The organism is Vagococcus sp. JNUCC 83, assembly GCF_053667615.1.
Map to the genome: position 1 here is coordinate 1349843 of NZ_CM132204.1, position 26231 is coordinate 1376073.

24 protein-coding genes are annotated in these 26231 nt (G+C 33.9%); 4 read left to right on the plus strand and 20 right to left on the minus strand.

The window, feature by feature from the left end:
* Positions 1–173: 173 nt before the first annotated feature.
* The 14 genes from upp to JNUCC83_RS06595 all read right to left on the minus strand — a co-directional run bounded on the left by upp (position 174) and on the right by JNUCC83_RS06595 (position 13548).
* Positions 174–803: a uracil phosphoribosyltransferase gene (gene upp / locus JNUCC83_RS06530; RefSeq protein WP_454459251.1), complete on the minus strand. Its 630-nt coding sequence runs from the start codon at positions 801–803 to the stop codon at positions 174–176.
* 81 nt (positions 804–884) lie between these two features.
* On the minus strand, positions 885–2123 hold the full coding sequence (gene glyA, locus JNUCC83_RS06535) for a serine hydroxymethyltransferase (protein ID WP_454459252.1): 1239 nt from the start codon (positions 2121–2123) through the stop codon (positions 885–887).
* Positions 2124–2181: 58 nt separating this feature from the next.
* Positions 2182–3219 carry an L-threonylcarbamoyladenylate synthase gene (locus tag JNUCC83_RS06540; protein ID WP_454459253.1) on the minus strand — a complete coding sequence of 346 codons (1038 nt, stop codon included), beginning with the start codon at positions 3217–3219 and terminating at the stop codon, positions 2182–2184.
* Between the two features lie 14 nt (positions 3220–3233).
* On the minus strand, positions 3234–4073 hold the full coding sequence (prmC, locus tag JNUCC83_RS06545) for a peptide chain release factor N(5)-glutamine methyltransferase (protein ID WP_454459254.1): 840 nt from the start codon (positions 4071–4073) through the stop codon (positions 3234–3236).
* On the minus strand, positions 4066–5136 hold the full coding sequence (prfA, locus tag JNUCC83_RS06550) for a peptide chain release factor 1 (RefSeq protein WP_454459255.1): 1071 nt from the start codon (positions 5134–5136) through the stop codon (positions 4066–4068). Before prfA ends, prmC begins: the two co-directional genes overlap by 8 nt.
* Positions 5137–5149: 13 nt before the next feature.
* Positions 5150–5725 carry a thymidine kinase gene (locus JNUCC83_RS06555; RefSeq protein ID WP_454459256.1) on the minus strand — a complete coding sequence of 192 codons (576 nt, stop codon included), beginning with the start codon at positions 5723–5725 and terminating at the stop codon, positions 5150–5152.
* Between the two features lie 126 nt (positions 5726–5851).
* Positions 5852–6205, minus strand: coding sequence for a prepilin peptidase (locus JNUCC83_RS06560; RefSeq protein ID WP_454459257.1), 354 nt, complete (start codon positions 6203–6205; stop codon positions 5852–5854).
* 62 nt (positions 6206–6267) lie between these two features.
* Positions 6268–7749 carry a DEAD/DEAH box helicase gene (locus JNUCC83_RS06565; RefSeq protein ID WP_454459258.1) on the minus strand — a complete coding sequence of 494 codons (1482 nt, stop codon included), beginning with the start codon at positions 7747–7749 and terminating at the stop codon, positions 6268–6270.
* Positions 7750–7940: 191 nt separating this feature from the next.
* Complete coding sequence (locus JNUCC83_RS06570; RefSeq protein WP_454459259.1) at positions 7941–8924, minus strand: ornithine cyclodeaminase family protein; 984 nt, start codon at positions 8922–8924, stop codon at positions 7941–7943.
* 13 nt (positions 8925–8937) lie between these two features.
* Positions 8938–9816 (minus strand): sulfite exporter TauE/SafE family protein, encoded by an 879-nt coding sequence (locus JNUCC83_RS06575; protein ID WP_454459260.1) that lies wholly within the window; start codon positions 9814–9816, stop codon positions 8938–8940.
* Positions 9817–9818: 2 nt separating this feature from the next.
* A complete protein-coding gene (locus JNUCC83_RS06580) occupies positions 9819–10628 on the minus strand; it encodes a TrmB family transcriptional regulator (protein WP_454459261.1) in 810 nt (269 codons plus the stop codon).
* 237 nt (positions 10629–10865) lie between these two features.
* The gene (locus JNUCC83_RS06585) at positions 10866–11669 is read right to left on the minus strand and encodes an ABC transporter ATP-binding protein (protein WP_454459262.1); all 804 of its coding nucleotides are present in this window, start codon (positions 11667–11669) and stop codon (positions 10866–10868) included.
* Positions 11670–11680: 11 nt separating this feature from the next.
* Positions 11681–12562, minus strand: a complete 882-nt coding sequence (locus JNUCC83_RS06590) for an ABC transporter permease (RefSeq protein WP_454459263.1) — start codon at positions 12560–12562, stop codon at positions 11681–11683.
* A gap of 26 nt (positions 12563–12588) precedes the next feature.
* A complete protein-coding gene (locus tag JNUCC83_RS06595) occupies positions 12589–13548 on the minus strand; it encodes an ABC transporter substrate binding protein (protein ID WP_454459264.1) in 960 nt (319 codons plus the stop codon).
* Between the two features lie 514 nt (positions 13549–14062).
* Here JNUCC83_RS06595 and JNUCC83_RS06600 point away from each other — a divergent pair.
* Entirely contained in the window at positions 14063–14428 is a 366-nt protein-coding gene (locus tag JNUCC83_RS06600; protein WP_454459265.1) for a YxeA family protein, read from the plus strand.
* A gap of 27 nt (positions 14429–14455) precedes the next feature.
* Here the strand turns inward: JNUCC83_RS06600 and JNUCC83_RS06605 are convergent, their stop codons facing one another.
* Together JNUCC83_RS06605 and JNUCC83_RS06610 are read right to left on the minus strand one after the other, a co-directional pair.
* Entirely contained in the window at positions 14456–15370 is a 915-nt protein-coding gene (locus JNUCC83_RS06605; RefSeq protein WP_454459266.1) for an RluA family pseudouridine synthase, read from the minus strand.
* An 86-nt stretch (positions 15371–15456) separates the two neighbouring features.
* On the minus strand, positions 15457–18084 hold the full coding sequence (locus JNUCC83_RS06610; RefSeq protein WP_454459267.1) for a cation-translocating P-type ATPase: 2628 nt from the start codon (positions 18082–18084) through the stop codon (positions 15457–15459).
* Positions 18085–18534: 450 nt separating this feature from the next.
* Between JNUCC83_RS06610 and JNUCC83_RS06615 the strand changes: the two genes are divergently transcribed.
* Positions 18535–19560, plus strand: coding sequence for a lactonase family protein (locus JNUCC83_RS06615; RefSeq protein ID WP_454459268.1), 1026 nt, complete (start codon positions 18535–18537; stop codon positions 19558–19560).
* Positions 19561–19629: 69 nt separating this feature from the next.
* Here the strand turns inward: JNUCC83_RS06615 and JNUCC83_RS06620 are convergent, their stop codons facing one another.
* The 4 genes from JNUCC83_RS06620 to JNUCC83_RS06635 all read right to left on the minus strand — a co-directional run bounded on the left by JNUCC83_RS06620 (position 19630) and on the right by JNUCC83_RS06635 (position 23795).
* Positions 19630–20571: an NAD(P)-dependent oxidoreductase gene (locus tag JNUCC83_RS06620; RefSeq protein ID WP_454459269.1), complete on the minus strand. Its 942-nt coding sequence runs from the start codon at positions 20569–20571 to the stop codon at positions 19630–19632.
* A 16-nt stretch (positions 20572–20587) separates the two neighbouring features.
* Positions 20588–21808, minus strand: a complete 1221-nt coding sequence (gene pepT / locus JNUCC83_RS06625) for a peptidase T (RefSeq protein WP_454459270.1) — start codon at positions 21806–21808, stop codon at positions 20588–20590.
* A 60-nt stretch (positions 21809–21868) separates the two neighbouring features.
* Complete coding sequence (locus JNUCC83_RS06630) at positions 21869–22030, minus strand: LPXTG cell wall anchor domain-containing protein (protein WP_454461338.1); 162 nt, start codon at positions 22028–22030, stop codon at positions 21869–21871.
* Between the two features lie 109 nt (positions 22031–22139).
* The gene (locus JNUCC83_RS06635) at positions 22140–23795 is read right to left on the minus strand and encodes a peptide ABC transporter substrate-binding protein (protein ID WP_454459271.1); all 1656 of its coding nucleotides are present in this window, start codon (positions 23793–23795) and stop codon (positions 22140–22142) included.
* A gap of 242 nt (positions 23796–24037) precedes the next feature.
* On the opposite strand from JNUCC83_RS06635, the gene JNUCC83_RS06640 reads away from it, so the two are divergent.
* Together JNUCC83_RS06640 and JNUCC83_RS06645 are read left to right on the plus strand one after the other, a co-directional pair.
* Positions 24038–25495: an ABC transporter substrate-binding protein/permease gene (locus JNUCC83_RS06640; protein ID WP_454459272.1), complete on the plus strand. Its 1458-nt coding sequence runs from the start codon at positions 24038–24040 to the stop codon at positions 25493–25495.
* Positions 25488–26210, plus strand: a complete 723-nt coding sequence (locus JNUCC83_RS06645) for an amino acid ABC transporter ATP-binding protein (protein WP_454459273.1) — start codon at positions 25488–25490, stop codon at positions 26208–26210. The genes JNUCC83_RS06640 and JNUCC83_RS06645 overlap by 8 nt, the downstream gene beginning before the upstream one ends.
* The last annotated feature ends 21 nt before the right edge of the window (positions 26211–26231 follow it).

Below are 26231 nucleotides of genomic sequence, written 5' to 3' on the forward strand. Positions count from 1 at the left end.
CTTTATTTTAAATATAAGGAAGAAGCAAAAAAAGAGGCTGACCCAAAAATCTTAAAATAGAAAAATCCCATGAAATCAGTTTATTAAAACACTGACTTCATGGGATTTCTATTTTGTTAGTTTAGTGATTTTCATTTAAAAACTTACTTTTGGGTCAGCCTCTTTTAATCATATTATTTAGTTCCAAATAAACGGTCACCTGCGTCACCTAATCCTGGAACAATATATCCTTCATCATTTAATTTTTCATCTAATCCAGCAGTATAGATGTCTACATCTGGATGCGCTTCTTGTAAAGCTTTCACACCTTCAGGAGCTGCTACTAAACAAACAAATTTAATATTTGTTGCCCCGCGACGTTTTAATAAATCAATAGCCATAATTGCTGAACCGCCTGTCGCTAACATTGGATCAACAACAAACAACTGTCTTTCCGCAATATCTGCTGGTAATTTGACAAAATACTCAACTGGCTCTAATGTGTCATGATCACGATATAAACCAACATGTCCAACTTTAGCTGCTGGAATTAACTCTAGCATACCATCAACCATGCCAATACCTGCTCTTAATATCGGGATAATCGCTACTTTCTTACCTGTTAACGTTTTTTGCACTGACGTTCCCATAGGTGTTTCAATTTCAATGTCTTCTAATGGCATGTCACGAGACACCTCATAAGCCATTAACATAGCAATCTCATCAACAACTTCTCTAAAAACTTTTGTCCCACAATTTTTTTCTCTGATAATTGTTAACTTGTGTTGAATTAACGGATGATCTATCACTTGAAATTTTCCCATAATGCGATTCTCCTTTTAAATTTTATTCTTATCTATTGTAGCCGAAAAAAAGGTAATTGACTAGTCAATTACCTAAAAATTTTACTTATATAATGGATGTTTTTCTAGTAATTCAGCGACTTCTTTAGATACTTTTTCCAATACACTTGCTTCGTTGTGATACGTTAGAGCTTCTACAATTAATTCAGCAACTTTTTTTGCATCATCTTCTTTAAAGCCGCGTGTTGTAATTGCTGGTGTTCCAATACGAATACCACTTGTCACAAATGGACTTTGACTTTCAAATGGGATAGTATTTTTGTTCACTGTAATATGCACACTATCTAAAATAGCTTCTGCTTCTTTACCAGTCAATCCCAAACCTGTTACATCTATTAAAAGTAAATGATTATCTGTATCTCCACTAATTAAACGTGTTCCAGGGGTTTGATTAATCACTCTTGCCATAGTTTTAGCATTAACTAATACTTGCTTACTGTAGTCTTTAAATTCGGGTAACAACGCTTCTCTAAATGCAACAGCTTTTCCTGCAATCACATGCTCTAGCGGACCACCTTGGATTCCAGGGAAAATGGCACTATTAATCTTCTTAGCTAATTCTGGTGAGTTAGTTAAAATTAGTCCACCTCTAGGACCTCGTAATGTTTTATGAGTAGTTGATGTCACAATATCGGCATATGGAACTGGATTTTGATGTAAACCTGTTGCAACTAATCCAGCAATATGAGCCATATCTACCATTAATTTAGCCCCAATGCCATCAGCAATTTCTCTAAATCGTTTAAAATCAATGTCTCGAGAATATGCACTAGCACCTGCTACGATTAATTTTGGTTGGTGTTTTCTAGCTAAAATATTGACCACTTCATAATCAATCACTTCTGTCACAGGATCAACACCATATGATACAAAATTATATGTTTTTCCACTAAAATTCACAGGAGAACCATGAGTTAAGTGCCCTCCAGCAGTTAAATCCATCCCCATTACAGTATCGCCATCTTCAATCAATGATAAATAAGCAGCTGTATTAGCTTGAGAACCTGAGTGTGCTTGCACATTAGCAAAATCTGCTTGAAATAAGTCTTTGGCACGATCGATAGCCAAATTTTCAACTACATCAACAAATTCACAGCCACCATAATATCTGCGTCCAGGGTAGCCTTCTGCGTATTTATTTGTTAAGACACTTCCTTGTGCCTCCATGACTGCTTCTGAGACAAAATTTTCTGAAGCGATTAATTCAATCGTTTCTTGTTGTCTCTTTTTTTCATTGTCAATTGCATCCCATAAAACAGCATCTGATTTTCTATAATCCATTTACAACCACACTCCCGATTTTTTATACCATTGTACCATATTTCTTGATAATTACTATTTAATTTCTAAAAAACGTTTGATTTGCTGCTTTTTTCAAACGATTCATGTACCCCATGTTTTTACTAGTTTCTTCATATCCTTCAGCAAGGATGATGCCATCAAATCCCGTTAATTCAGCATCTAGCTGTCTTAACCCACTAAAAAGGTGACGCATAGCAGATATTACATCTTTTTTTTCAGATAAAGGATAATAAGTAAATACCGAATAATCACTTAAATCATCATAAATTTGGTGACTAGATAATATCGCTATTTTTTTTCCTTCTTTTTGATAATAGCTAATCGCATTTTGCCAATCACTTATTTTATCTTTTACAATCACTACATCTGTTTCTGGTGAATAATGTTTGTATTTCATTCCTGGTGATTTTGGTGCTTGATGATCATCAACCAAATGATTATCTACGAATGTCTCCCCAATTATTTGTTCAATATCTTCTTTTGTGATGGCTCCTGGTCTTAGAATAGTTGGTTTATCTGGCTGAGTCATGTCAATAACAGTTGATTCAATTCCTACCTCACATTCTCCATCATCTAAAATGGCTTCGATTTTCCCATTTAGATCGTTAAACACATGCATTGCAGTGGTAGGAGAAGGTTTTCCAGACGTATTAGCACTTGGACCAACAAGTGGCAGATTAGATGTTTTGATTAATTCCAACGTAACAGGATTATTAGGCATACGAAATGCTGCATTATCTAGTGGGTGTGTCATGCTAATAGATAAATTTGCCTCTTTAGACAATGGTAAAATGACTGTTAAAGGGCCTGGCCAAAAAGAATCCATCAAATGATTCGCTTTTTCAGGTATCATTGATACATACTTAGAAATCATCTCTTTTGATGCCACATGAACAATTAATGGATTATCACTTGGTCTGCCCTTTGCCAGATAGACTTTTTTTACTGCATCGATATTTGTCGCATCGGCTCCCAATCCATAAACTGTTTCAGTTGGAAACGACACCAGTCCACCTTCTTTAATCACATTGGCAGCTTCTTCTACGTCCTTTTGATGATAGATTTTTGTCTTCATCCTTACACTTCCTTTTAATAAACTTTAATCATACGGTCATGACCTGACATATCTTGTACCACTTCAACGGTTTTTTGAGGAAATTCCCTCTGAAAAATTTGAGACACACTTTCTCCTTGTCTGTATCCAATTTCCAAGTAAATTTTTCCGTCCTCATTTAGCCTATTCTTAGCTTCCATGGCAATTTGTTCATAAATAGCAAGCCCATTTTTATCAGCAAATAGGGCCATCTTAGGTTCATGTTCTCTCACAGATATATCCATCTCACACCACTCATCTTGACTAATGTACGGTGGATTCGACACGATAATATCAAACGTCTCATCACAAACAGGTTTTAATGTGTCCCCTAAATAAAAATCTATCGCTACATCTAATGATGTTGCATTTTTTCTGGCTACATTTAATGCATTAACTGATAAATCCACAGCCTTAACTTGCCAATTGGGTCGATTTTTTTTCAAGGTTATTGCTATAACTCCTGTACCAGTTCCAATATCCACTACTTTTTTTTCAGTCATATCATTTTCTTTTAGACATAATTCAACCAATTCTTCTGTTTCTGGTCTAGGTATCAAAGTAGCCTCCGAAACAAAAAAACGTTCTCCATAAAACTCACAAGACCCTATCAAATATTGTGGTGGATAATCTTTGCTGATTTTTTCTAAATCGTTATTTAATCTTTCTAATAACTCACTAGGAACTTCTTTACGAAAATGTCCTAATAACTCAGTCTTAGTCCATTGATTGTATTCTAACAATAAGTATTCGGCAATTGAAACATCTTTCCCACGTTCTTCTAAAAAAGAAGAAGCCCATTTCAGGACTTCAAAATAAGTGACTGGCTTATCCATTTAGTTTCTCCAATTGAGCTGTTTGATCGTAAATAATCAAAGCATCCACAATTTCGTCTAATTTTCCAGCTAATATTTGGTCTAATTTTTGAATTGTCAAACCAATTCGATGATCTGTGACACGGTTTTGTGGGAAATTATATGTACGGATACGTTCTGAACGGTCTCCTGTACCAACAGCAGATTTACGGTTCGCATCATATTCACTACGACTTTCTTGTTGAAGTTGGTCATAAACTCTAGCACGTAGTACCTTCATCGCTTTATCTCTATTTTTAAGCTGAGAGCGCTCATCTTGCATAGCTACAACGATCCCAGTAGGAATATGTGTCAAACGAACAGCAGATGCTGTTTTATTTACATGCTGACCACCAGCTCCACTGGCATGATAGATATCTACGCGGATGTCTTTGTCCTCTAAATCTAGTTCGACCTCTTCAGCTTCAGGTAATACCACAACTGTTGCTGTTGATGTATGCACACGGCCTTGAGATTCAGTTGATGGAACACGCTGCACACGATGTGCACCACTTTCATATTTCAATTTAGAAAACACACTATCACCTGTAATCATCACTGTGACTTCTTTGTAGCCACCGATATCCGTTACATTGGCATCCATCACTTCAAATGTCCAGCCTTGATTTTGGGAGTAACTTTGATACATCTCAAATAAATCCCCAGCAAACAATGCCGCTTCATCCCCACCTGCAGCTCCACGAATTTCCAAGATAATATTTTTATCATCATTAGGGTCTTTAGGTAATAAAAGAATTTTAATACGCTCTTCTATTTCTTCTTTTTCAGCTTTTAATTCTGATAATTCTTCTTTGGCCATCTCTTGCATATCATCATCAAGTTTTTCACCTAATAATTCTTCCGTATCAGAAATACCTTCTGTAACTTCTTTATATCGACGATAAACTTCTACCGTTTCACGTGTATTTGCCTCTTCTTTTGATAATTCCATGAAGCGTTTTGTGTCATTTACGACATCTGGATCACTTAGTAACTCTGCTAATTCTTCATAACGATCTTCAATAGCTTGTAGTTGATCAAACATTTTCTTCATCCTTTCAATTTGACAATGGTGGATTAATATAGTGCTTACGACATACTGGATAATATGCTTCATTTCCACCTATTTGAATTTGTTCTCCTGTATAGACAGGCTTATCATTATCCATTCTTAAATTCATTGTCGCTTTTTTATGACAAAACCAACAAATTGTTTTTAATTCTTCAATTTTATCTGCATATAATAACAAATATTTAGAGCCCTCAAACAACTCATTTTTAAAATCATTTTTCAAACCAAATGCCATGACCGGTATATCAAGTTCATCGACTACCTGAGCAAACTGAATCACATGCTTTTTTTCTAAAAATTGTGACTCGTCTACTAAAATGCAATAAGGTTTAGTCGCCATTTTATCAATAATATTAAACACGTCTGTTTCATGAAAAATAGGGATTGCTTCACGTCTTAAACCTATTCGACTGGAGACAATTCCTATATCATCTCGCGTATCCAAACCGCTTGTCATTAATACAACAGGCTTGTCTTGTTCTTCATAATTGTGAGCAACTTTTAAAATTTCAATTGTTTTCCCACTATTCATTGCACCGTATTTAAAAAATAATTGAGCCATGTGTTTTACTCTCCTTAGTTTATCCTATGATAGTATACTGTAATTTCAGAAAAAAATCATCCAATCAACTGTTTTTTTACTATTATTATTGGATATTTTCACTAAGAACCAGTTAAGAGCCCAGTTTTATATTTTGTAATTAATCACTACAACACTTATAAACCATAACACATTTAAACCAATAAATAGACTTAAACTTTCCAACGAACAACATAATAAGACGAATAGTAACCCTGAAACAACTTCCCAACACATACTTTGACTAGGAATCGTTGAAAAACAAAATAAACACGTTCCTTTTAAAAATAGAAAAGAAAATACAGGAACCAGTTCGTACCATGAAAGCTCATGCCTACAAACACTGCAATGTGATTTTGGTAGTACAATTGACTGACCTTCTCTTGTGCGTTGACCAACTAAAACAAAAAAAGAAGCCAAACTAGCTCCTAGAAAAAATAATACAATATAACTAGATAACATGTTATCACACCTTCCTTATTACAATATATGCAAAAAGAAAAAAGAGTTCTTAAAAAACTCTTTTATTGGTGATACTTTTGTAAGTCTTGTTCATATTTGGTGACATTTGACTTATTGACTTTTCTTAAACGTCCTTTGATTGGCTTTGTTTGTAGTGTCTGTAACACTAAATCACCCTTGCCATTTAATATGTCAACAAATGTTGAGATATCAAGTAAATCAATCACCCCGATATCATCTGCAGTCATACCGTCAATTTGACATAGTGCGCCGACAATATCACCCGCACGCATTTTTTGTTTTTTTCCAGCATTAATATGGATCTTCATAATATCCTCATTAAAGGATAGGCTTTTTTCTTTTCTAAGCTTTGGAGACTCTAATTGTCTATCTAAAAATGGGCGTGTCATTTCTTTAACTTGTTCACGATTTGGTCGTCTCATCTCTTCAAGGCTCTCACCCTCTTTAGCCATTATTGCTTTAAAAGATGATTTATCCTTAGAGTTAATAAATGAAATAGCCTTACCACTTTTTTCAAAACGCGCTGTTCGTCCAATACGATGCGTATAAGTTTCCACTTTGTCAGGGATATCATAATTCACAACGAGTTTGATATCAGACACATCAATCCCACGAGCTGCAACATCGGTTGCAACTAAGCAGTGAATATAGCCACGTTTATAATCTTTAATCACTCGTGTTCTATCTCGTTGCTCCATGCCACCATGTAACATTTCACAGTTAACACCTAATAGTTTTAACTGTTTTGTTAACTCCTCAACCATGACTTTTGTATTACAAAAAATAATACTTGTTTCGGGGTTTTCAACAATTAGTGTGTCTTTAAATTGAGCTAGTTTTTCATCATCTGCGACCCATTGATAATACTGAGAAATTCTTTTCTTATGATCATCAGTTTTTTTTATTTCCACATACACTGGATTTTCCATGTATTTTTTAGATAATCGTTTAACCGCATCAGGCATAGTCGCTGAGAACAAGGCAGTCGTCCGATTTTTAGGCAATCGTGGCATAATTTGATCTAATTGCTCAATAAATCCCATCGCAAACATTTCATCTGCTTCGTCTATAATAACTTGATTAATCCGACTTAAATTAATGGTTTTTTGCATGATATGATCATACAACCGACCAGGAGTAGCGACAACAATGTGTGTGCGCTGTTTCAGTTGTTTCACTTGCATTTGATAAGAACTTTTTCCAAATAAACTCACGACTTTTAATCGCTTGTATCGTCCAATATTAAATAATTCATCTTGAATTTGTGTGGCTAACTCTCTCGTTGGCGTTAAGATTATCACTTGAGGATAACGTTCTTCCCACTCCACACTATTGCAAACAGGAATCCCAAAAGCCGCTGTTTTGCCGCTACCTGTTTGTGATTGAACAACAATATCCTTTTGTTCTAGCAACAAAGGTACGACTTCTTTTTGGACATCAGTTGGCGCATTATACCCTAATACGTCCAATGCTTCAATGATTGACTGATCTATCCCAAATAGATTAAATTTATTTTCTGACATGTTAACATCCTTTATAAAATAAGTTAATTCCTTATTTTCTTTATTTTAGCTTTATTAGTGTAACACGTTTTATCGAAATTACTAGCACAATTGTTTTATTTTTACCATTCTAGTAATCTTAAAAATTTTTTTATAATCATATAAATGCACTAAATAAAAAATCAACCACAACTGTGATTGATTTTTTATGATTATACAGTTAACCCAATATTTTGTTCTTTGGCTTGTTCAACCATTTTTTGTGCGACATAAACATCCAATACAGCTGATCCCACTGTTTTAAAGATAGTGATGTCTTCATCTTTTTCTCTGCCTTGTAACTTGCCTAACCCAAGTTCTCCTAATTCACCTGCATATTTGTCTTTTGATACATAACCATCTTCTAGTGGCTGCATGAAATCTCCTGCTTCTTGTAGCACGCCATCCATTGTATCGAAAATAACTAAATCAGATGCTTTGATAATTTCTCTTGGAATTTCACACATGTCATGAGTATACGCCCCAACACCATTTATGTGAGCTCCTTTTTTCACCCAGTCACTAGAGAATGTCGGACGTTTAGATGTTGTCACACTTGTGATGATATCTGCTCCTTCTACACATTCTTTAGCCGTTTGAGTTGGGATTGTTTTAACATTAAATTTTTCTGACATTTCTTTTGCAAATGCAGAGGCTCTATCAAAATCAATATCGAAAATTCTTACTTCTGTTAAATCTCTAGCAGTTAGCATAGCCCATAGTTGACCTTCTGCTTGACCACCCGTTCCAATCAGTGCACCAATTTTAGCATCTTTCCTTGCTAAAAGTTCTGTTGCCGCTCCTTGAACAGCTCCTGTTCTTAATTGTGTTAAGTAGGTGCCATCAAGCATCGCATTCACTATTCCTGTTTCAGCATCAAGAACGACCATCGTTGCTGGCACACTTGGAATATTTTTCTCGATATTTTTTGGGTAAACAGATACAATTTTGACTCCCAAAGCGTCTTTGCCACTATCACACTCAACATACCCTGGCATATAAAGACTTTGTCCCTCTGCGTTTGGCACAGGTATATTTGTTCTTAATGGAATAGTCGCGCGACCTTCTGAATAGATTTTTAATGCCTCAAGCGAAGCATCCATTGCATCTCTCATATTAAAACATTTTTCAATCTCTTCTTTTTTCAAAAATAACATATTCTTTTCCCCCTTAAACTGTTTGTGATCCTTTTTTAAGTTGTGCAGCTAACATTGAATATGAACTATAAAGTAGTACAAAGATTACAACCCATTTCAACATATAAGTATTTAATGATTTAACTAGAAAAACTGCGACTAATACCCCTAAAACACCAAATATTGAAGTAAATAGTGTGATTTTTCGACTGTATTCGCCAAATTTAATAAATTGAACACTCCCAATTGGTACAGAGAATGTACAAGCTCCCATCATAATTGGAAAAGCGGCAATTGGATCCATACCTAATAAATAAACAGTAACCATGGTTAACGCATATGAACCAATACCGATATTATTTAAAGCACCATACACAAAAAGTAAAAAGGCTGCTAGTATCAGTTTACCACCATATAATTCTGTGGCTGTTCCATTTGATTGAATCCAATTTACTTGTCCAGCAAAAATTAAGAATGCTGCAATAATTAGTCCCACACCAACGAATTTTTTTATCGTATCTTCAGGTAATTTAACAACAAATTTTGGTCCGATATAAGCACCAATAACTTGTGCAATGATACAAATCGCTAATGTTTTAATTCCCACATTGACTCCTGAAATATATGACAATGCCATTGCTGCTACAGGGATGACACATTGTGTATTTAGTGTCCCTGGCAATTTTTTCATGTTTACCCAGCCTAATTTAGGATATAATACTGTTCCTATTGCAAAATCCGAAATGCCAAATGTCGATAAGAAAAACATAATAAACGATGTAAATGGTAACCATTTAACATTTGCCTTTTCTTCTTTAAATTCTTCTTTATGACTCATTAAATCTTTCACAAACGTAAAAGCGAAAAACCCATTGACTAATATAATTAATGTTAACAAAACTGTTCTGACCATGATTATTCCCCCTTAAATATTGAACGCACTTTTTGAAATTCGTGACCATATTGACTACGTAATTCTTGTGGTAATTCTTCAATAATTTTAAGTGTATAAGCATCATGTTTAATGTATTCTTTTGATAAACTAACCATCGCGTTGTTTTTTGTCCAAGTCACATCTGTTTGCATTGATTCTTCTGATAACGTTCCAAATACAACTTCTTTTTCATCACGCACAATATTAATCCAACGTGAGCCGAAATCATTTAATTTTTCTTCTTCGAAACCATGTTTATAATAATGATTTAATGGCAAATCGTAACGATGTTCTTTATCAAATAAAATAATGACACACTCTTCCAATCGTTTCTCAGCTTCTTGTAATAAAAATAATAGCTCACTACTGATATCTTGTTTCCATATTTGAACCAATAAACTTTTTTTAGAATGCTTGATTAAATGCTCTACTTTTTCTAAAACATGAGAATACCCATCAATTTTCCATAGTAACTCTTCTTCTTCTGCTTCTTTTATCTCACCCAACTGTTTATCCAACACAGTTAAATCTTTTTTGACATCTTTTTCTAATCGTTCAATAAATTCATCTGAAGATATTGCTCGATACAACTTTGGTTCTGATTTATTCACAATAACTAAATTCTTTTTTAATAACTTTTCTAAAATATTATAGACTTTTGAACGTGGTACACCAGATTGTTTACTTATTTCATAACCAGTTAGCTTATCTTGCTCTAACAATGTGGTGTAAACTAAAGTTTCCATTTCAGAAAAATGATATTTTTTCATTATTTGTATTATTGTTTCCATAATTTTTTCAACCTCTTTTTTAGTAGCTACCTTAGTAACTACTATATCATAAAATAACGATTTCACAACTGTTTTGTGAAAATTATAACATTAAACAAACCCTTTTTAAATCAATTTAACTAACATTATTTCATTTTAAATCGTTTAAATAGAACTTTTATCACAACTAAATTCTTAAAAAAATTCACGAACAAAAAACCTCAAATCAAAATGATTTGAGGTTTTCATTAATTGACATTAAGATAAAATCAGTGCATCATCTGTCAAAGCTGTGCCGCTATTTTTTTGGAATAAATCCATTAAATCTTGAACGTTTAATCCAGCTTTCTCATCTTCACTAATATCTACTACAATTTTTCCTTCATGAAGCATTACCAATCGATTACCATATTTTATAGCATCCTCCATATTATGTGTAATCATCAATGCTGTTAAATGATCTTCACGTACCATTTTATCTGTTAATGATAGTACTGATTGACTTGCTTTTGGATCTAGAGCTGCTGTATGTTCATCTAGTAATAATAATTTCGGTTTAACTAACGTTGCCATCAAAAGAGTCAATGCCTGTCTTTGTCCTCCTGATAATAATCCAACTTCTTTTTTTAACCGATTTTCTAATCCTAAGTCTAATCTTACTAATTGCTTTCTAAATTCTTCTCTTTGAGCATCTGTTACACCTAAAGACAATCCTCTTTTTTTACCTCGAGAATATGCAATAGATAAGTTTTCTTCAATACTTAATCTTGTTGCTGTGCCCATTCTTGGATCTTGAAACACTCTGCCTATGTGTGCTGCTCTTTTTTCTGTTTTTTGTGTAGTAACATCATCTCCGTCTAACAAAATATGTCCAGAGTCCACTGCTATATTACCAGCAATGCAGTTCAATAAGGTTGATTTTCCGGCTCCATTTCCACCAATCACTGTGACAAAATCACCATCGTTTAAAACTAAATTCACACCTCTTAAGACATGATGTTCATTGACTGTTCCTACTTCAAAGCTTTTATGTATATCTTTTAATACTAAAGTTTCTGACATAATGATTCCTCCTAGTCATTGCTGATTTTTTTTTTATTAAATTTATTTTTTATTAACGGAGATGACAAACAAATGGTTAGAACAATCGCTGAAAATAGTTTTAAATCTGTTGGCGCCACACCTAAATATAAGACAAGAGAAATAATAAATCGATAAACAATTGATCCTAAAATAATTAAACATAATCGCTTAACAAAACTCACATCTTTAAATAATACTTCACTGATAATGACAGAAGCTAAACCTATAACAATTGTTCCAATCCCCATACTAATATCTGCATAACCGTTACTCTGAGCCATCAATGCTCCTGATAAAGCAATCAATCCATTAGAAATCATGTACCCAATAATTTTCATAGTATCAGTATTAATTCCGTTTGCCTCACTCATTGCAATATTATCCCCAGTAGCATGTATTGCTAAACCAATCGCCGTTCTAAAAAATAAAAATAAAAACAAAATGACAATAGCAGAAGCAATTATCCCAACGATTAAAGTTGCCATTTGGTTCGTCATTCCTAATTCATTAAAAAAAAGCATGACAGTTTTTTTACCTAACAATGACACATTCGCCTGTCCCATAATTCTTAAATTAATAGAATACAATCCCGTCATTGTTAAAATTCCGGCAAGTAATGCTGGTATTTTAAGTTTCGTATGCAATAATCCCGAAACAAGTCCTGCTAATAGGCCACCACCCAGTCCCATTAATGTTGCAATTAACGGACTGGTTCCTGATACAATTTGACTAGCACTAATAGCTGCTCCCAATGGAAAACTTGCCTCTGCTGTCAAATCCGCTACATCTAAAATTCGATAAGTTAAATAAACACCAATGGCCATAATTGACCATAAAAAACCTTGAGAAACACTTGAAATTATTATATCCATCACACATCACTCCACTTGTCTTTGTCTTATTTTATTGTTGTTGGGTCAATCCCCAATGCTTCAGCCATCTCTTTATTAACAACTAACTCTAAATCTTTGGAAGTTTCAACGGCTAAATCAGCTGGTTTTGCTTCACCTTTTAAAATTTTAACGGCTAGTTTTCCAGTTTGACGTCCTAATTTATCATAATCTATCCCGTAAGTTGCCAATCCCCCAACTTTTGTATCCTCTGCAGCCCCTGTGACAATTGGTAACTTTTTATTTTTAGCAATTTCTCCAACTGTGGACATTGTGTTAGCCAACGTATTATCAGTTGGAATATAAACCCCATCCACTTCACCTGCTAAAGCAGTCATCACTTGTTGAACATCATTTGTTGATGTAACGGTTGATTCTTTCACTTTAACGCCTTTTTTCTCGATTGCTTTTTTGGCTAATTTAGCTTGAATCACTGAATTTTCTTCGCTTGAGTTATAAATGATTCCTATCGTTTTAGCGTCTGGCACAATTGATAGCAAAAGATTCGTTTGTTTATCGATTGGAACCATGTCACTAGTTCCTGTTATATTTTTACCTGGTTTTTCATTACTTTCCACAAGTCCTGCTGATACAGCATCTGTTACTGCGGTAAATACAATCGGTATATCTGTCGTTTCTGTCGCAACTGAAATAGCTGCTGGTGTTGCTATTGTTAATATCACATCACTTTTTTCTTTAACTAATTTTTCACTCATACTTTTTAAATTCGCTTGATCCCCTTGAGAATTAAGTGAATCTATTTTGATATTTTTCCCATCCTCATATCCTGCCTCTTTTAACTCTGCTATGAATCCCTCTTGCGCCTTATCTAAAGATTTATGTTCCATATATTGAAGTATGCCAACCTTTTTCATACCATCATCAGAACTGCTTTCTTTATTGCCACATCCTACTAATAAACCTAGTGCTACTAATCCTACTAATCCTCTTAATACATTTTTTTTCATTTGTTCTTCCTCCATTTTTTCTATTCTACAACTTAAGACCACAAAAAAAGCACTGGCTAGATAAAACAATCTAAGCCAATGCTTCAAATAGATAGACCTTACACTATCTAAAAAATATAAAAGCCACTTAGATTATTTTAACAATCTATGTGGCGAAAGTTGCTCATTAAAATTCCTTAGCCCCATAGATACAAACTTTTCCGGTTTGCATCCATGTTATACATGTCTACAAACACTATCTAAAGTAGCTAAAGTAAAAATTATTCAGTTGTGTTGGGTTCTGATGTTTGTTAATCATATCAAGTTCCTCACAATCTAAAATTTATAATCGTAGTATATCTTAATTTATTATGTGATGTCAATCTTTTTTCTCATTTTTTTTTAATTTTAAGATACTTTTTTCCCGGTTAACTATGTCAGTCTAAAGAATGAGGTAAACATCCATCTACAGAGTCGTTTTCAATAACTTTTATTTATTTATAATATGAGATGAAATAAAGAGGAGGACTATTACATGGCACATTATAAAAGAGTTATTTCTGCTATTATTTTAATTGCTTTTATTGGTACACCGATGTATTTATATCATAAATATCAAGGTGGAACGTATTACTATGCAAAAATTACACAGAATCCTATTTCAACAAATGATGCTACCGATAACAGTGGTATTAAACAAGGATCGATTTATACCTATGACTTACCTAGCTTCGACAAAGAAGGAAAAGAAAAAAATATCGAATTTGACGTTTACAAAGACAAACCTCTAAAAGAAAATGCCTACTTAAAAATAAAGGTAAATGACATCAAAGGTGTTCTTAGTTGGGAAGAAGTCCAAAAAAGCGACCTACCTACTAAAGCAAAAAACAATTTAAGTTAACAAAAAGAACTAGAGAGCAGTTGGCTCCTAGTTCTTTGTTTTCTTTATAAAAGATTTTGGTACTTTTGATTTAAATACCATTTTTTTACCAGTAGTCGGGTGGGCAAAAACTAGTGTTGTTGCATGCAAACCTAATCTCTTTAACGGATTACTCGTTGCCCCATATTTTTTATCTCCAACAATCGGATGTCCTATACTTTCCATATGAACCCTAATTTGATTTTTACGACCTGTTTCTAAAGCCACCTCAAGTAAACTATAATCATTATTTTGACGTATTACGTTATAATGTGTGATAGCTTTTTTACCTCCATTATCATGGGGACTTGAATAAACTTTAAACGTTTTGCTTTCAGTTAGCCAAGATGTAATCGAACCTTTTTCTTTTCTAACTTTTCCTTCAACTAAAGCAGTATACACTCTTTCTTGAACGGAATCTTTCCAAGTTTCTTGTAGCTTATGCTTCACAGGTTCTGTTTTAGCAAATAACATTACACCGGACGTGTCTTTATCTAGTCTATGAACAATATACACTCGATTTTTTTGATGATCTCGTTTCACATATCCCATCAACTGATTATGTGCAGTCGGTTCATTTCCCTTATCTGTAGCCACAGAAAGTAGTCCTGCTTCTTTATCTATGACAATAATATCATCATCCTCATACATCACAGACAATCCAATCAGTGCCTTTTCTTTGATAAGCGATTCATTACTTTGAATACTAACTATATCACCCACTGTTAGTTTTTCATTATGTTTAGTTGTTGGTTTATCATTAACTGATACTTGACCTCTTGTTAAAATAGATTTAACGGAATTTCGACTTTTATTAATATGCGTTAATAAAAAAGGTAATAATTCGGACTCTTCATTCACTGTAAATTGCGTTGATTGAACATTATTTTTATGACTTGATTTAACATGCTTATTTTTTTTCATTATCTACCTAACTCTTTCTTTGTTACATATTGCCTTCAAGAAACATCTTACTATACAATGCAACAAATAAAAAGGTAAAAAATCAATTACTCATCTCTTCTAAAATGTAATTTCACAAGTTCAGTCACAAATAACGGCAATATTGAAAGGATAATGACAATGATCCAATGAATAGGTGCCAGTGGAACTAGGAATAACGCATTACGTAAAAATGGAACAAGTGTCAATACTGTTAAAATTGTAAGTGAGAGTAAAACCATCTGAAACATTTTTTTATTCGATGTGAACCCTATCTTAAAAATGGACTCACTACTGCGACAATTAAATGCATGGATAACCGATGAATAGCCAATAATTAAGAAAATCATTGTTTGAGCAACATCGTGACTAGGACCTACTTGGTTTGATATTGTAACAAATCGCCCTATAAAGTAGCCAAAAAGAGAAATAATCGTAAACATCACACCATTCCATCCTATTATCTTACCTAAACCATCCGCAAAAATGCTTTGATTTTTTGAAATAGGTTTTTGATTCATAAAGCCGTCCTCTGGTTTTTCAACGGCAAAAGTAAATCCTGGAAGTCCATCTGCAACAACATTGATAATCAATAAATGAATTGCCATAACAGGGGCTCCCCATCCAAATAGAATAGCGAGTGTTAGTATGAAAACTTCCGAAATATTAGCTGTTAATAAAAAATTAATTGCTTTTCGAATGTTCGCATATGCTGTTCGTCCTTCTTCGACTGCGTCAATGATAGTAGCAAAATTATCATCTGTTAAAATCATATCTGAAGCACCTTTAGCGACTTCAGTACCAGATATTCCCATAGCACATCCAACATCTGAGGCATTAAGTGCCGGTGCATCATTTACACCATCTCCAGTCATCGCAACTACTTCTCCTCTAGCCTGCCATGCTTTAACAATCCTAATCTTATCTTCGGGGCTGACTCTAGCATAGACATTATAATTAACCACTTCTTCTTTTAATTCCTCATCACTAAGCAATGACAGTTCATCTCCACTTAAGGCTTCTGATTCTGATTTTAAAATACCTAACTCTTTTGCAATAGCTGAGGCAGTCACGATATGATCTCCCGTAATCATAATAGTACGAATGCCTGCTTTTTTTGCTCTCTCAATTGCTGCTTTACTTTCTGGTCTAGGCGGATCAATAATACCTATTAATCCCAATAATGTTAGATCTTTTTCCAGTTCTTCTTCATCCAACACATCTGGTAATTCATCATAATACTTAAATGCTACGGTGATCACACGCATGCCTTTTTTACCAAAACGTCGATTAATCGCTGCAGCTTGTTTAAAATCACCATCTTTACAAAGGGGAATGATATGATCAAATGATCCTTTGGTAATCGACACATAATTTTCGCCATTTTTTTGAACAGTTGTCATCATTTTTTTATTAGAATTAAAAGGAATTTCAGTAATTCTTGGTTTTTCTAAATCATACTCACTTTTTCTGATATCATTATCATCTAATACTTTAACAATCGCCTGTTCTGTAGCATCCCCTATAATCTCATCAACACCATCTGTTTCTTGTATCGTTGCATTGGAGCATAGACTAGCCATTTTTATAACATTCATGGCCCCATCTGTCATGCTATTTTCAACATCTATAATATTATAGCCATCTGTCCATACTTCTTTTACAGTCATTTTATTTTGTGTTAGTGTCCCTGTTTTATCAGAACAAATAATTGAAGCACTTCCCAATGTCTCTACTGCAGGTATTTTACGGATAATCGCGTGTCGTTTGACCATTTTTTGTACCGAAACAGATAAGGTAACAGTTACAATCACCATCAGTGTTTCTGGTATCGCAGCGACAGCTAGTGACACAGCAGTCATAAACATCTCTAAAATCGGTTCTCCTTGAAGTAATCCAATAACAAATACTACAAATGCAGCAGCTAATGCCAAGTAACTGATTTTTTTACCTAAAGCATTTAAACGATGTTGTAATGGTGTTTTTTCTACCGTTCCTGAGGATAACAGCGAAGCAATTTTTCCCATCTCTGTTTTCATTCCTGTTTCAGTTACAATAGCTAATCCACGTCCTGTATTAACTAAACAACCTGAATACACCATATTCTCTCTGTCACCAAGACTAGTCTCCTCTTTAAACGTTATATCGCTATTTTTTTCAGAGGGTAAACTCTCTCCTGTTAAAGGTGACTCATCAATACTTAATTCATTACTCTCAAGTAACCTTGCATCAGCTGGAACAACATCACCTGTTTCAAGTTCAATAATATCACCTGGTACTAGTTCACTTGATTCTATGATTTGTTTTGTTCCATTACGAATAACAGTACAGGTCTGTTTTGTTAGTGCTTGTAATGACTCTAGTGATTTTTCGGCATTTCTTTCTTGGTTGGCTCCAAGGAATGCATTTAAAATAACGATTAAAATAATAATCGCTCCTTCTAAAAAATGCCCATCTGGTTGCGTAATGTTAATTGTAATAGAAATAATAGCCGCAACTAATAATATAATAGTAGTAACATCTAAAGAATGATGAATAATTTTCTTTAGAAATGATTCTTTTTTTTGTTTATCAAACGAATTTTCACCATACTCATTTCTTAATGTGGAAATTTGTTCGTTAGATAAACCTTGGTTTTCTTTTACTTGATACTTTTTTAATAATTCGTCAGATGTTTGTTGATAATTTTCTTTCAAATCTTATCCTCCTTATAATCTAAAAATGCTTATTTTACGTCATTATGGGTATAGGTCTATATAGCAAATGAGGGTACTATATGTTGTTGATGAAACAAGGGGTATGCTTAATTGTAGAAGATTAGTTAAAATATAGGTCCTTTCTCACATTTTCATTTAACTTATATATAATGCTAGCACAAATAGTTGAAAAGATTCAAAAATATAATATATTATATTTTTTATAAACGGCAATATAACATAAAATTGGTGATATTTTATTAATGAGAGCCTTCTTATGTTTGTTCATAGTAGTCAATTATACTTTTAGTCACTAAATTATATAATAATGAGCAAATAACACGCACTTTTTAATTTAATTTTAACGTTTAATGTGGTGATGATTCAAAAAGTGTGTGACTTTTATTTTATGTTATAATTAATCTATCAATTTGAAAGGAATGAGTACATTTGGAAAAATTTTTATTAGGCTCATACACACGACGAATTAGTGAAGGTATTTATGGCATCACATTAAATACTGAAAAGAAAGAACTCGTTCACTTAACACACTTAATCAAGGAAGATAATCCAACTTATTTAGACGTTTCTGATAAAGGTATTTTATATTCAGTGGCTAAAGATGACGATTTAGGTGGGGTAGCTAGCTATAAAAAAAATAATAACGGCTCGTACTCTTTAATCAACCGCGTGATGGTTGAAGGAGCACCACCTTGTTATGTAGCAGTTGATAATGACCGCAATGTTGTATACGGAGCAAATTATCATCAAGGTATTCTATACTCTTACAAATTAGCTGAAGATGGTTCATTGTCGTTAGCAGATAAAATACAAGATGATGGGAAAGGTCCTCATGAAAATCAAGATGGCCCTCATGTTCACTATGCCGATTTAACACCTGATAATCGATTAGTCGTTTGTGATTTAGGAAACGATACGGTATACACATACGATGTATCAAACAAAGGTAAATTGACAGAGGTCGCTAAATTTATTGCAACCCCTAGAACCGGACCACGTCATCTAGTTTTCCATCCTGAAAGACCAATTGCTTACTTATTTGGAGAATTATCAAGTGATGTACTGGTATTAACATATGATAGCAAAACAGGAAGCTTTAAAGAAATCCAAACCATCTCTACTTTACCTGACACTTTTTCAGAATTTAATGGTGGCGCTGCTATCCGTATTTCTAAAGATGGCAAATTCTTATATGCTTCAAATAGAGGACACAATTCTCTCGTTGTATACAGAGTATCGGATGATGGGCAATCCTTGGAAACACTCCAATGGATTTCTGTAGAAGGAGACTTTCCTCGCGATTTTAATCTTTCAAATGATCAAAATTTTGTAGTTGTAGCTAATCAAAATTCAGATAACTTAACGCTTTTTGAACGAGACAAAGAAACTGGTCTATTAACACTTTTACAAAAAGATGTTTTTGCTCCAGAAGTTGTGTGTGTAAAAAATGATTAACATAAAAAAACAAGTGATTCTATAAGTCACTTGTTTTTTTATGTTAATCATACTAGATAAAATGGCATTCTAATATCCTTGTTCTAAATCAACACTATTCCTCATCGTATTACCAGAAACATATTGTTCCAAATTATACTCAAATATGCCAAATGCTCGCTCATTATATTTATCTGTTGCTCCAGAAATGTGAGGGGTAACCAATACATTTTCTAGTTTCCACAACTCACTATTTTTAGGTAAAGGTTCTTCTTCAAACACATCAAGCGCAGCAAAAGCAATCTGTCGTTTTTTTAGATGCTTAATTAAAGAAACCGTGTCAACAGAACTACCTCGTCCCATATTAATAAATATTACCCCTTCTTTCATTAAAGAAAAAACAGTATCGTTAAAATAGTGATAAGTCTCTGCTGTCCCTGGCATTAAGTTGATTATTATATCCATTGAACCCATTAAGATTTGTGCTTTACTGTAATCAAATGTTTCTTTAAACTTCTCAACGTTACGACCACTACGGTTTACCCCAAATACTTCACAATCAAAGACTGCTAATGTTTTTGCTAATTGTTGGGCGATGCTTCCTGTACCAAAGATTAATACTCGTTTTCCAACTAAATCAGTCCCCGTAGTATCAATCCCCCACGCGCTTCTTTCTTGTTTTAAGATAGACTCACGTATATTTCTCGTATAACTAAACAACATGCCTAGTACACTTTCAGTCATCTGATGTCCATGAATTCCACTCGTTGTGGTGACAATAATATTTCTTTGGTTTAACTCATCCAATGGTAAATAATTAACGCCAGCTGACAAAGTTTGTACCCATTTTAGATTTGGTAGAGAGTTTATGTCAGGTAAAGAATCTGACCACCCATAAATAACTGTCACCTTTTGTAAATCATTTTCTGTAACGTCTTCTAAAGAAACTATGTTCAATGTTGGCGCAATTTCACAGACTGTGGTGATTTGACTAGATGATAATGGCACACAGCTTAATAACATCTTAGACATAGTTAGCCCCTCCTTTTTACTCACTTAATTTAACAATCTCAATTAGTGTCCTAGCGACTGTTTGCATTGATTCAAGAGTAATGAACTCATATTGCCCATGAAAGTTTTCTCCACCCGTAAAAATGTTTGGAGTAGGAATCCCCATAAATGAGATTTTCGATCCATCTGTTCCCCCTCTAAATGGTGTGATAATAGGTTCAATATCTAGATTTTTCATCGCTTGAATAGCAACATCCACACTTCTCATATCTTTTTCGATGATATCTTTCATATTGTAATACTGATCGGTTAATTCTAGCGAAATTCTTGGTCGATCAAGAGTATTATTCATTTCTCTCACTAAACGTTCAATATATATTTTTCTGTCATTAAACCGTGTAGAATCATGATCCCTAATAATATAAGTCATTGTTGCTGAGTCTATGCTTCCTTCTAAATCATGCAATAAATAAAACCCTTTATACCCTTTTGTTTTTTCAGGTACATCAAGTTGTGGTAATGCTACATCTATCTGTATGGCAATTTTTAAAGCATTAACCATCATGCCGTATGCTGTTCCAGGGTGCACACTCGTACCATCAATTTGAATAACAGCTTGAGCAGCATTAAATGTTTCGTATTCAAAGTGTCCTATCCTTCCACTATCAATTGTGTAGGCATATTCTACTGGAAAATAAGATACATCAAATAAATCAGCGCCTGTTCCTATTTCCTCATCTGGACCAAAAGCTACATAGATATCCCCATGCTCAATATCTTCATTAGCAATAAAATAATCTAGCATCTCTAATATTTCAACAATGCCCGCTTTATCATCTGCGCCTAGAAGAGTGGTGCCGTCGGTTGTTATCAATGTTTGTCCCACATAATCATTTAAGTTAGGAAATTCACTGACTTTCATCACAATTTCTTTTTCATCATTTAAAACAACATCTTGACCATCATAATTTTCAAAAATATTTGGCGCTATGTTTTCTGCATTAAAATCTGCTGTATCTAAATGTGCAATAAACCCTATAGCTACTGATTTGTTAGTCGTGTTTTTGGGTAACTTACCTGTTAAAAAACCATTTTTTTCATTATAATGTATCGCATCCAATCCCATTTTTTCTAACTCTTTTTTTAATATCATGGCAAATTCTACTTGAGTATTTGTCGTAGGAATCGTCTGACTAGAAGCATCTGAGCGGGTATTTAATTTTACATAGCTAATAAATCGTTCTAATAATTTTGACATAGTGATTTCTCCTAACTATTTTAATATAAAAAAACACCTACTTATATAGGTGCTCGTTTATTATTCTTCCTCTTGATCATTATCCGATTTTTTCTTTTTAAATAATATAATACCTATAATGACTATTAAAGCAATACCAATATATGGTAACCAATTCATTATAACTTCACCTGTTTGGGGTAGCATCTTATCCGCCTCCTTTTTTGCATACTTACAGTTAATGCATCGAACCTATTATACCAAATTATTTATTTTTTTGCACAATTATCCAGAGTATTTTAAATAATACTATTAATAAAAGCATCGAAGATTATCTCCGATGCTTTTAAACTTACTCTACAGACATAAATTTATAATCGTAAGGTGCACCAGCACTATGACGTACATACCCTTTGATTTTAGGATTAATTAAATGACCTTCCACTACTTGATACAATGGAATAACAGCGTAATCTTCACCTAATAATACTTTTTCGGCATCTAAATAATTTTGCCATCTAGCTTCTAGATTGGTTGCGTTGGTTGTTCTGGCTTCTTCAATCAATTTATCATAATTAGGATTTGAATATTTTCCTTTATTGTAACTGTTACCTGTAACAAACAAATCTAAGAATGAGCTGACATCATTGTAGTCTGCCCCCCAACCTGTAACAACCATCTCAAAATCACCTGCTGTTGTTCGGTCTAGACGAATAGGTTTAGTCACTGTGACAACATCTGTTTTAATACCTAGTACATCTTTGTATGCACCTTGCAAATACTCCGCAATTTTTTTGGTTGAATCATTGTCATCTGTTAAAATTTCAAAACTAATAGTATCAATGTTCAATTCTTTTTTGGCCTTTTCAAAATATTCTTTTGCTTTCTTTTCATCAAATTCTTTATATTTTCCTGAGTCATCAACAAAATCTTTACCCGTTTTTGGATTAGATGCTAACGTTTTTGGCACAATCCCTGTAACTGCTTGGGAGCCATCCCCTAAAACATTATTAACAATTGCTTCGCCATCAACTGCGTACGATAATGCTTTACGTAAATTTAGATTATCAAAATGTTTGTCTTTTTTCTCTTGGTTCATCTCTAAATAAATTGTTCGTCCATCAGGAACACCCACAAAATTTTCATCTGCTTGATATTGTTTTGCCAACTCTCCACTAATTATAACGTCATCTAGTTGATTGTCTTCGTATAAATTCAAAGCAGTAGAAGCCTCTTTTACCACTTGAGCTTCAATTTTGTCCATTTTAACATTATCTTTATCCCAATAATCTGGATTCTTTTCATACGTCCAATCAATATCTGATCCTGGTCCATCAAAATTTGCTAAAACAAATGCGCCGTTATATACTGTTTTGTCGCTTGAGCTGGCATAATCTTTACCAAATTCATCCACAGCTTTTTTATTTAATGGATAAAATGTTGGAAATGCTAATAAATAATCAAAGTAAGGCGTAGCATTTGCAAGTGTTATCTTAAGTTCATAATCATTCACTGCTTCTATTCCTAACTCAGATGGTTCCTTTTTACCATCTATAATATCTGATCCATTTTTCACATTTTCAAACAAATACGCATACTCAGATCCAGTTTTTGGGTCTACCACTCGTTGCCAAGCATAGACATAATCCCCTGCAACAACTTTATCTCCATTACTCCACTTAGCATCTTCTCTAAGTTTAACAGTATATTCTAATCCATCATCACTGACTGTCGCCTTTTCTTTCGCTCCGGCTGCAATAGGTTTATTTTTTTCATCTAACCGATAAATACCTTCATAAATTTGATTTAACACACCGAAACTAACTAAATCAGTAGCATTAGCAGGATCTATCGATGCTACTTCCTGAGGAATGGCTAACTTAGCTATTTGTTCTGTTGTACCTTTTGCTTCTTTACTATCTTTACTAGATGTATCATTTCCCCCACAAGCCGCCAACAGCCACGTTGCGCTAAACAATAGCAATCCTGTTTTTAATTTTTTATTCATATTACTCCTCCTATTCCTACTAATTGAGCTTTATTTTACCTGTTAAATTAGAAAAATTCAATCTTTTTTTAATTATTTTTTAATTTATTTCCGTTTAATGACACCATAAACTCATTTAAAATGTATAAAAAAAGTAAAAAACACGAATATTCCTATTTTTTATTCATTTATTCATTTTTACTTGAATAATAATTAATTACACTCTATAATAAATCACATGATAAAAAGAAAGGAGTTTTTTTATGAATCTTAAAGAAAACAAATCGATTAAGCTATTATTTATTATGATTGTTACCCTCTTTAGTTTAATTTTACCGACCCATTCATTGGCCGCAGAAGATTCTATTCTAAAAGGAATTAAAGATAAGGGTGTTTTAACTGTTGGATTATCTGCTGATTATGCGCCTTATGAATTTCATGCCACGGTGGATGGTAAAGACAAAGTAGTTGGAACCGATATTTTAATCGCACAAAAAATTGCAGACGATATGGGGGTTAAACTTAAAGTTGAAGAATATGGTTTTGATGCACTGATTGGTGCCTTAAAAACTGGAAAAATTGATTTAATCATTTCTGGTATGTCCCCATCTCCTGAACGTTTAAAAGAAGTTGATTTTTCAGACCCTTATATGACTGTTCAACAAAAAGTTGTCATTAGAAAAGAAGACAAAGACAAATTCAAGACGGTCGAAGATTTTAATGGTATTAAAGTAGGTGCTCAAGTACAATCGATGCAGGAAGAATTAGCTAATAATGATTTAAAAGCTAATACCGTTTCTCTTCAACAAGTACCTGATATTATCTTACAACTTCAACAAAAGAAAATTGATGCTGCAGTGATTGAAGAGCCTGTCGCTGAGGCCTATTTAACACAAGACGAGTCATTAATGTTTGCTGATTTAACGTTAGATAACGCAAATAAAGGAACGGCTGTTGCTTTACAAAAAAATGCACCTGATTTTTTAAAGCTTGTTAATACGTCTATAAAAGAAATCAACGACAAAGATTTAATGAAAGATTATAAAGAAGAAGTTATTCCTTATATGTTCCAAGATGAGTCATTTATGAAAAAATATGCCCCATATTATATTAAAGGAACGGGATACACTATTTTCTTAGCTTTCATTGGGGTGCTTTGCGGGAGTGTGTTAGGAACCTTACTTGCTTTGATGAAATTATCAAAAAATAAATTATTTAAAGGCATTGCAGTGGTCTACATCGAATACGTTCGTGGTACACCTTTACTTGTCCAAATCTTTTTAGTTTTCTTTGGACTAAACGTGATTGGTGTTAACTTAAGTGCGCTTGCTTCAAGTTGTGTGGCGCTATCCCTAAATAGTGGTGCTTACGTCGCTGAAATCATTCGTGCTGGTCTTAATGCTGTAGACAAAGGACAAGCAGAAGCCGCTCGATCACTTGGGATGAGTCAGAAAAAAGCCATGCGATATATTATTATGCCACAAGCCATTAAAAATATATTACCTGCCTTAGGTAACGAGTTTGTGACTGTCATTAAAGAATCTTCTGTAGTATCTGTGATTGGCGTATCTGAATTGATGTTCCAAGCTGGTGTCGTACGTGGGGCAAGTTTTAAACCCTTCTTACCCATTTTAATTGCGTCATTTATTTACTTTATTTTAACCTTTACACTCTCTCGTTTACTAGGTGTTGCTGAAAGGAGAATTGGTGCTCATGATTAATATTAAAGACTTAAAAAAATCTTACGGTGATAACGAGGTCTTAAAAGGGATCAACTTAAACATCCACGCAGGTGAAGTGGTGGTCGTCATCGGTCCATCTGGTAGTGGAAAAAGTACCTTTTTACGTTGTTTAAACCTACTTGAAACACCCACTAGTGGTGTTATCGAATTTGAAGGACAAAATCTACTTGATCCTAAAGTAGATATCAATCAATTGCGTCAAAAAATGGGCATGGTCTTCCAAAACTTTAACCTCTTTCCTCATAAAACCGTGTTAGAAAATTTAACGATTAGCCCAATTAAAGTGAAAAATGAGTCCAAAGAATTAGCCGATAAAGAAGGACTATCATTACTTGAACGTGTGGGGTTACGTGATAAAGCCGATCAATACCCTAAAAGCTTATCCGGTGGCCAACAACAACGTGTGGCGATTGCGCGAGCGTTAGCCATGCACCCAGATGTGATGTTGTTTGATGAGCCTACTAGTGCCCTCGACCCTGAGATGGTTGGGGAAGTTCTTGCCGTGATGAATGCATTAGCCGAAGAAGGGATGACGATGGTCGTCGTCACCCATGAAATGGGCTTTGCCCGAGAAGTAGCCAATCGTGTCATTTTTATGGACAAAGGAGTCATTCAAGAAGAAGGAACACCTGATGAGATATTTTTACACCCAAAAAATGAAAGAACACAAGACTTTTTAGAAAAAGTACTATAAAATAAAGTCAAAGGTTAATCC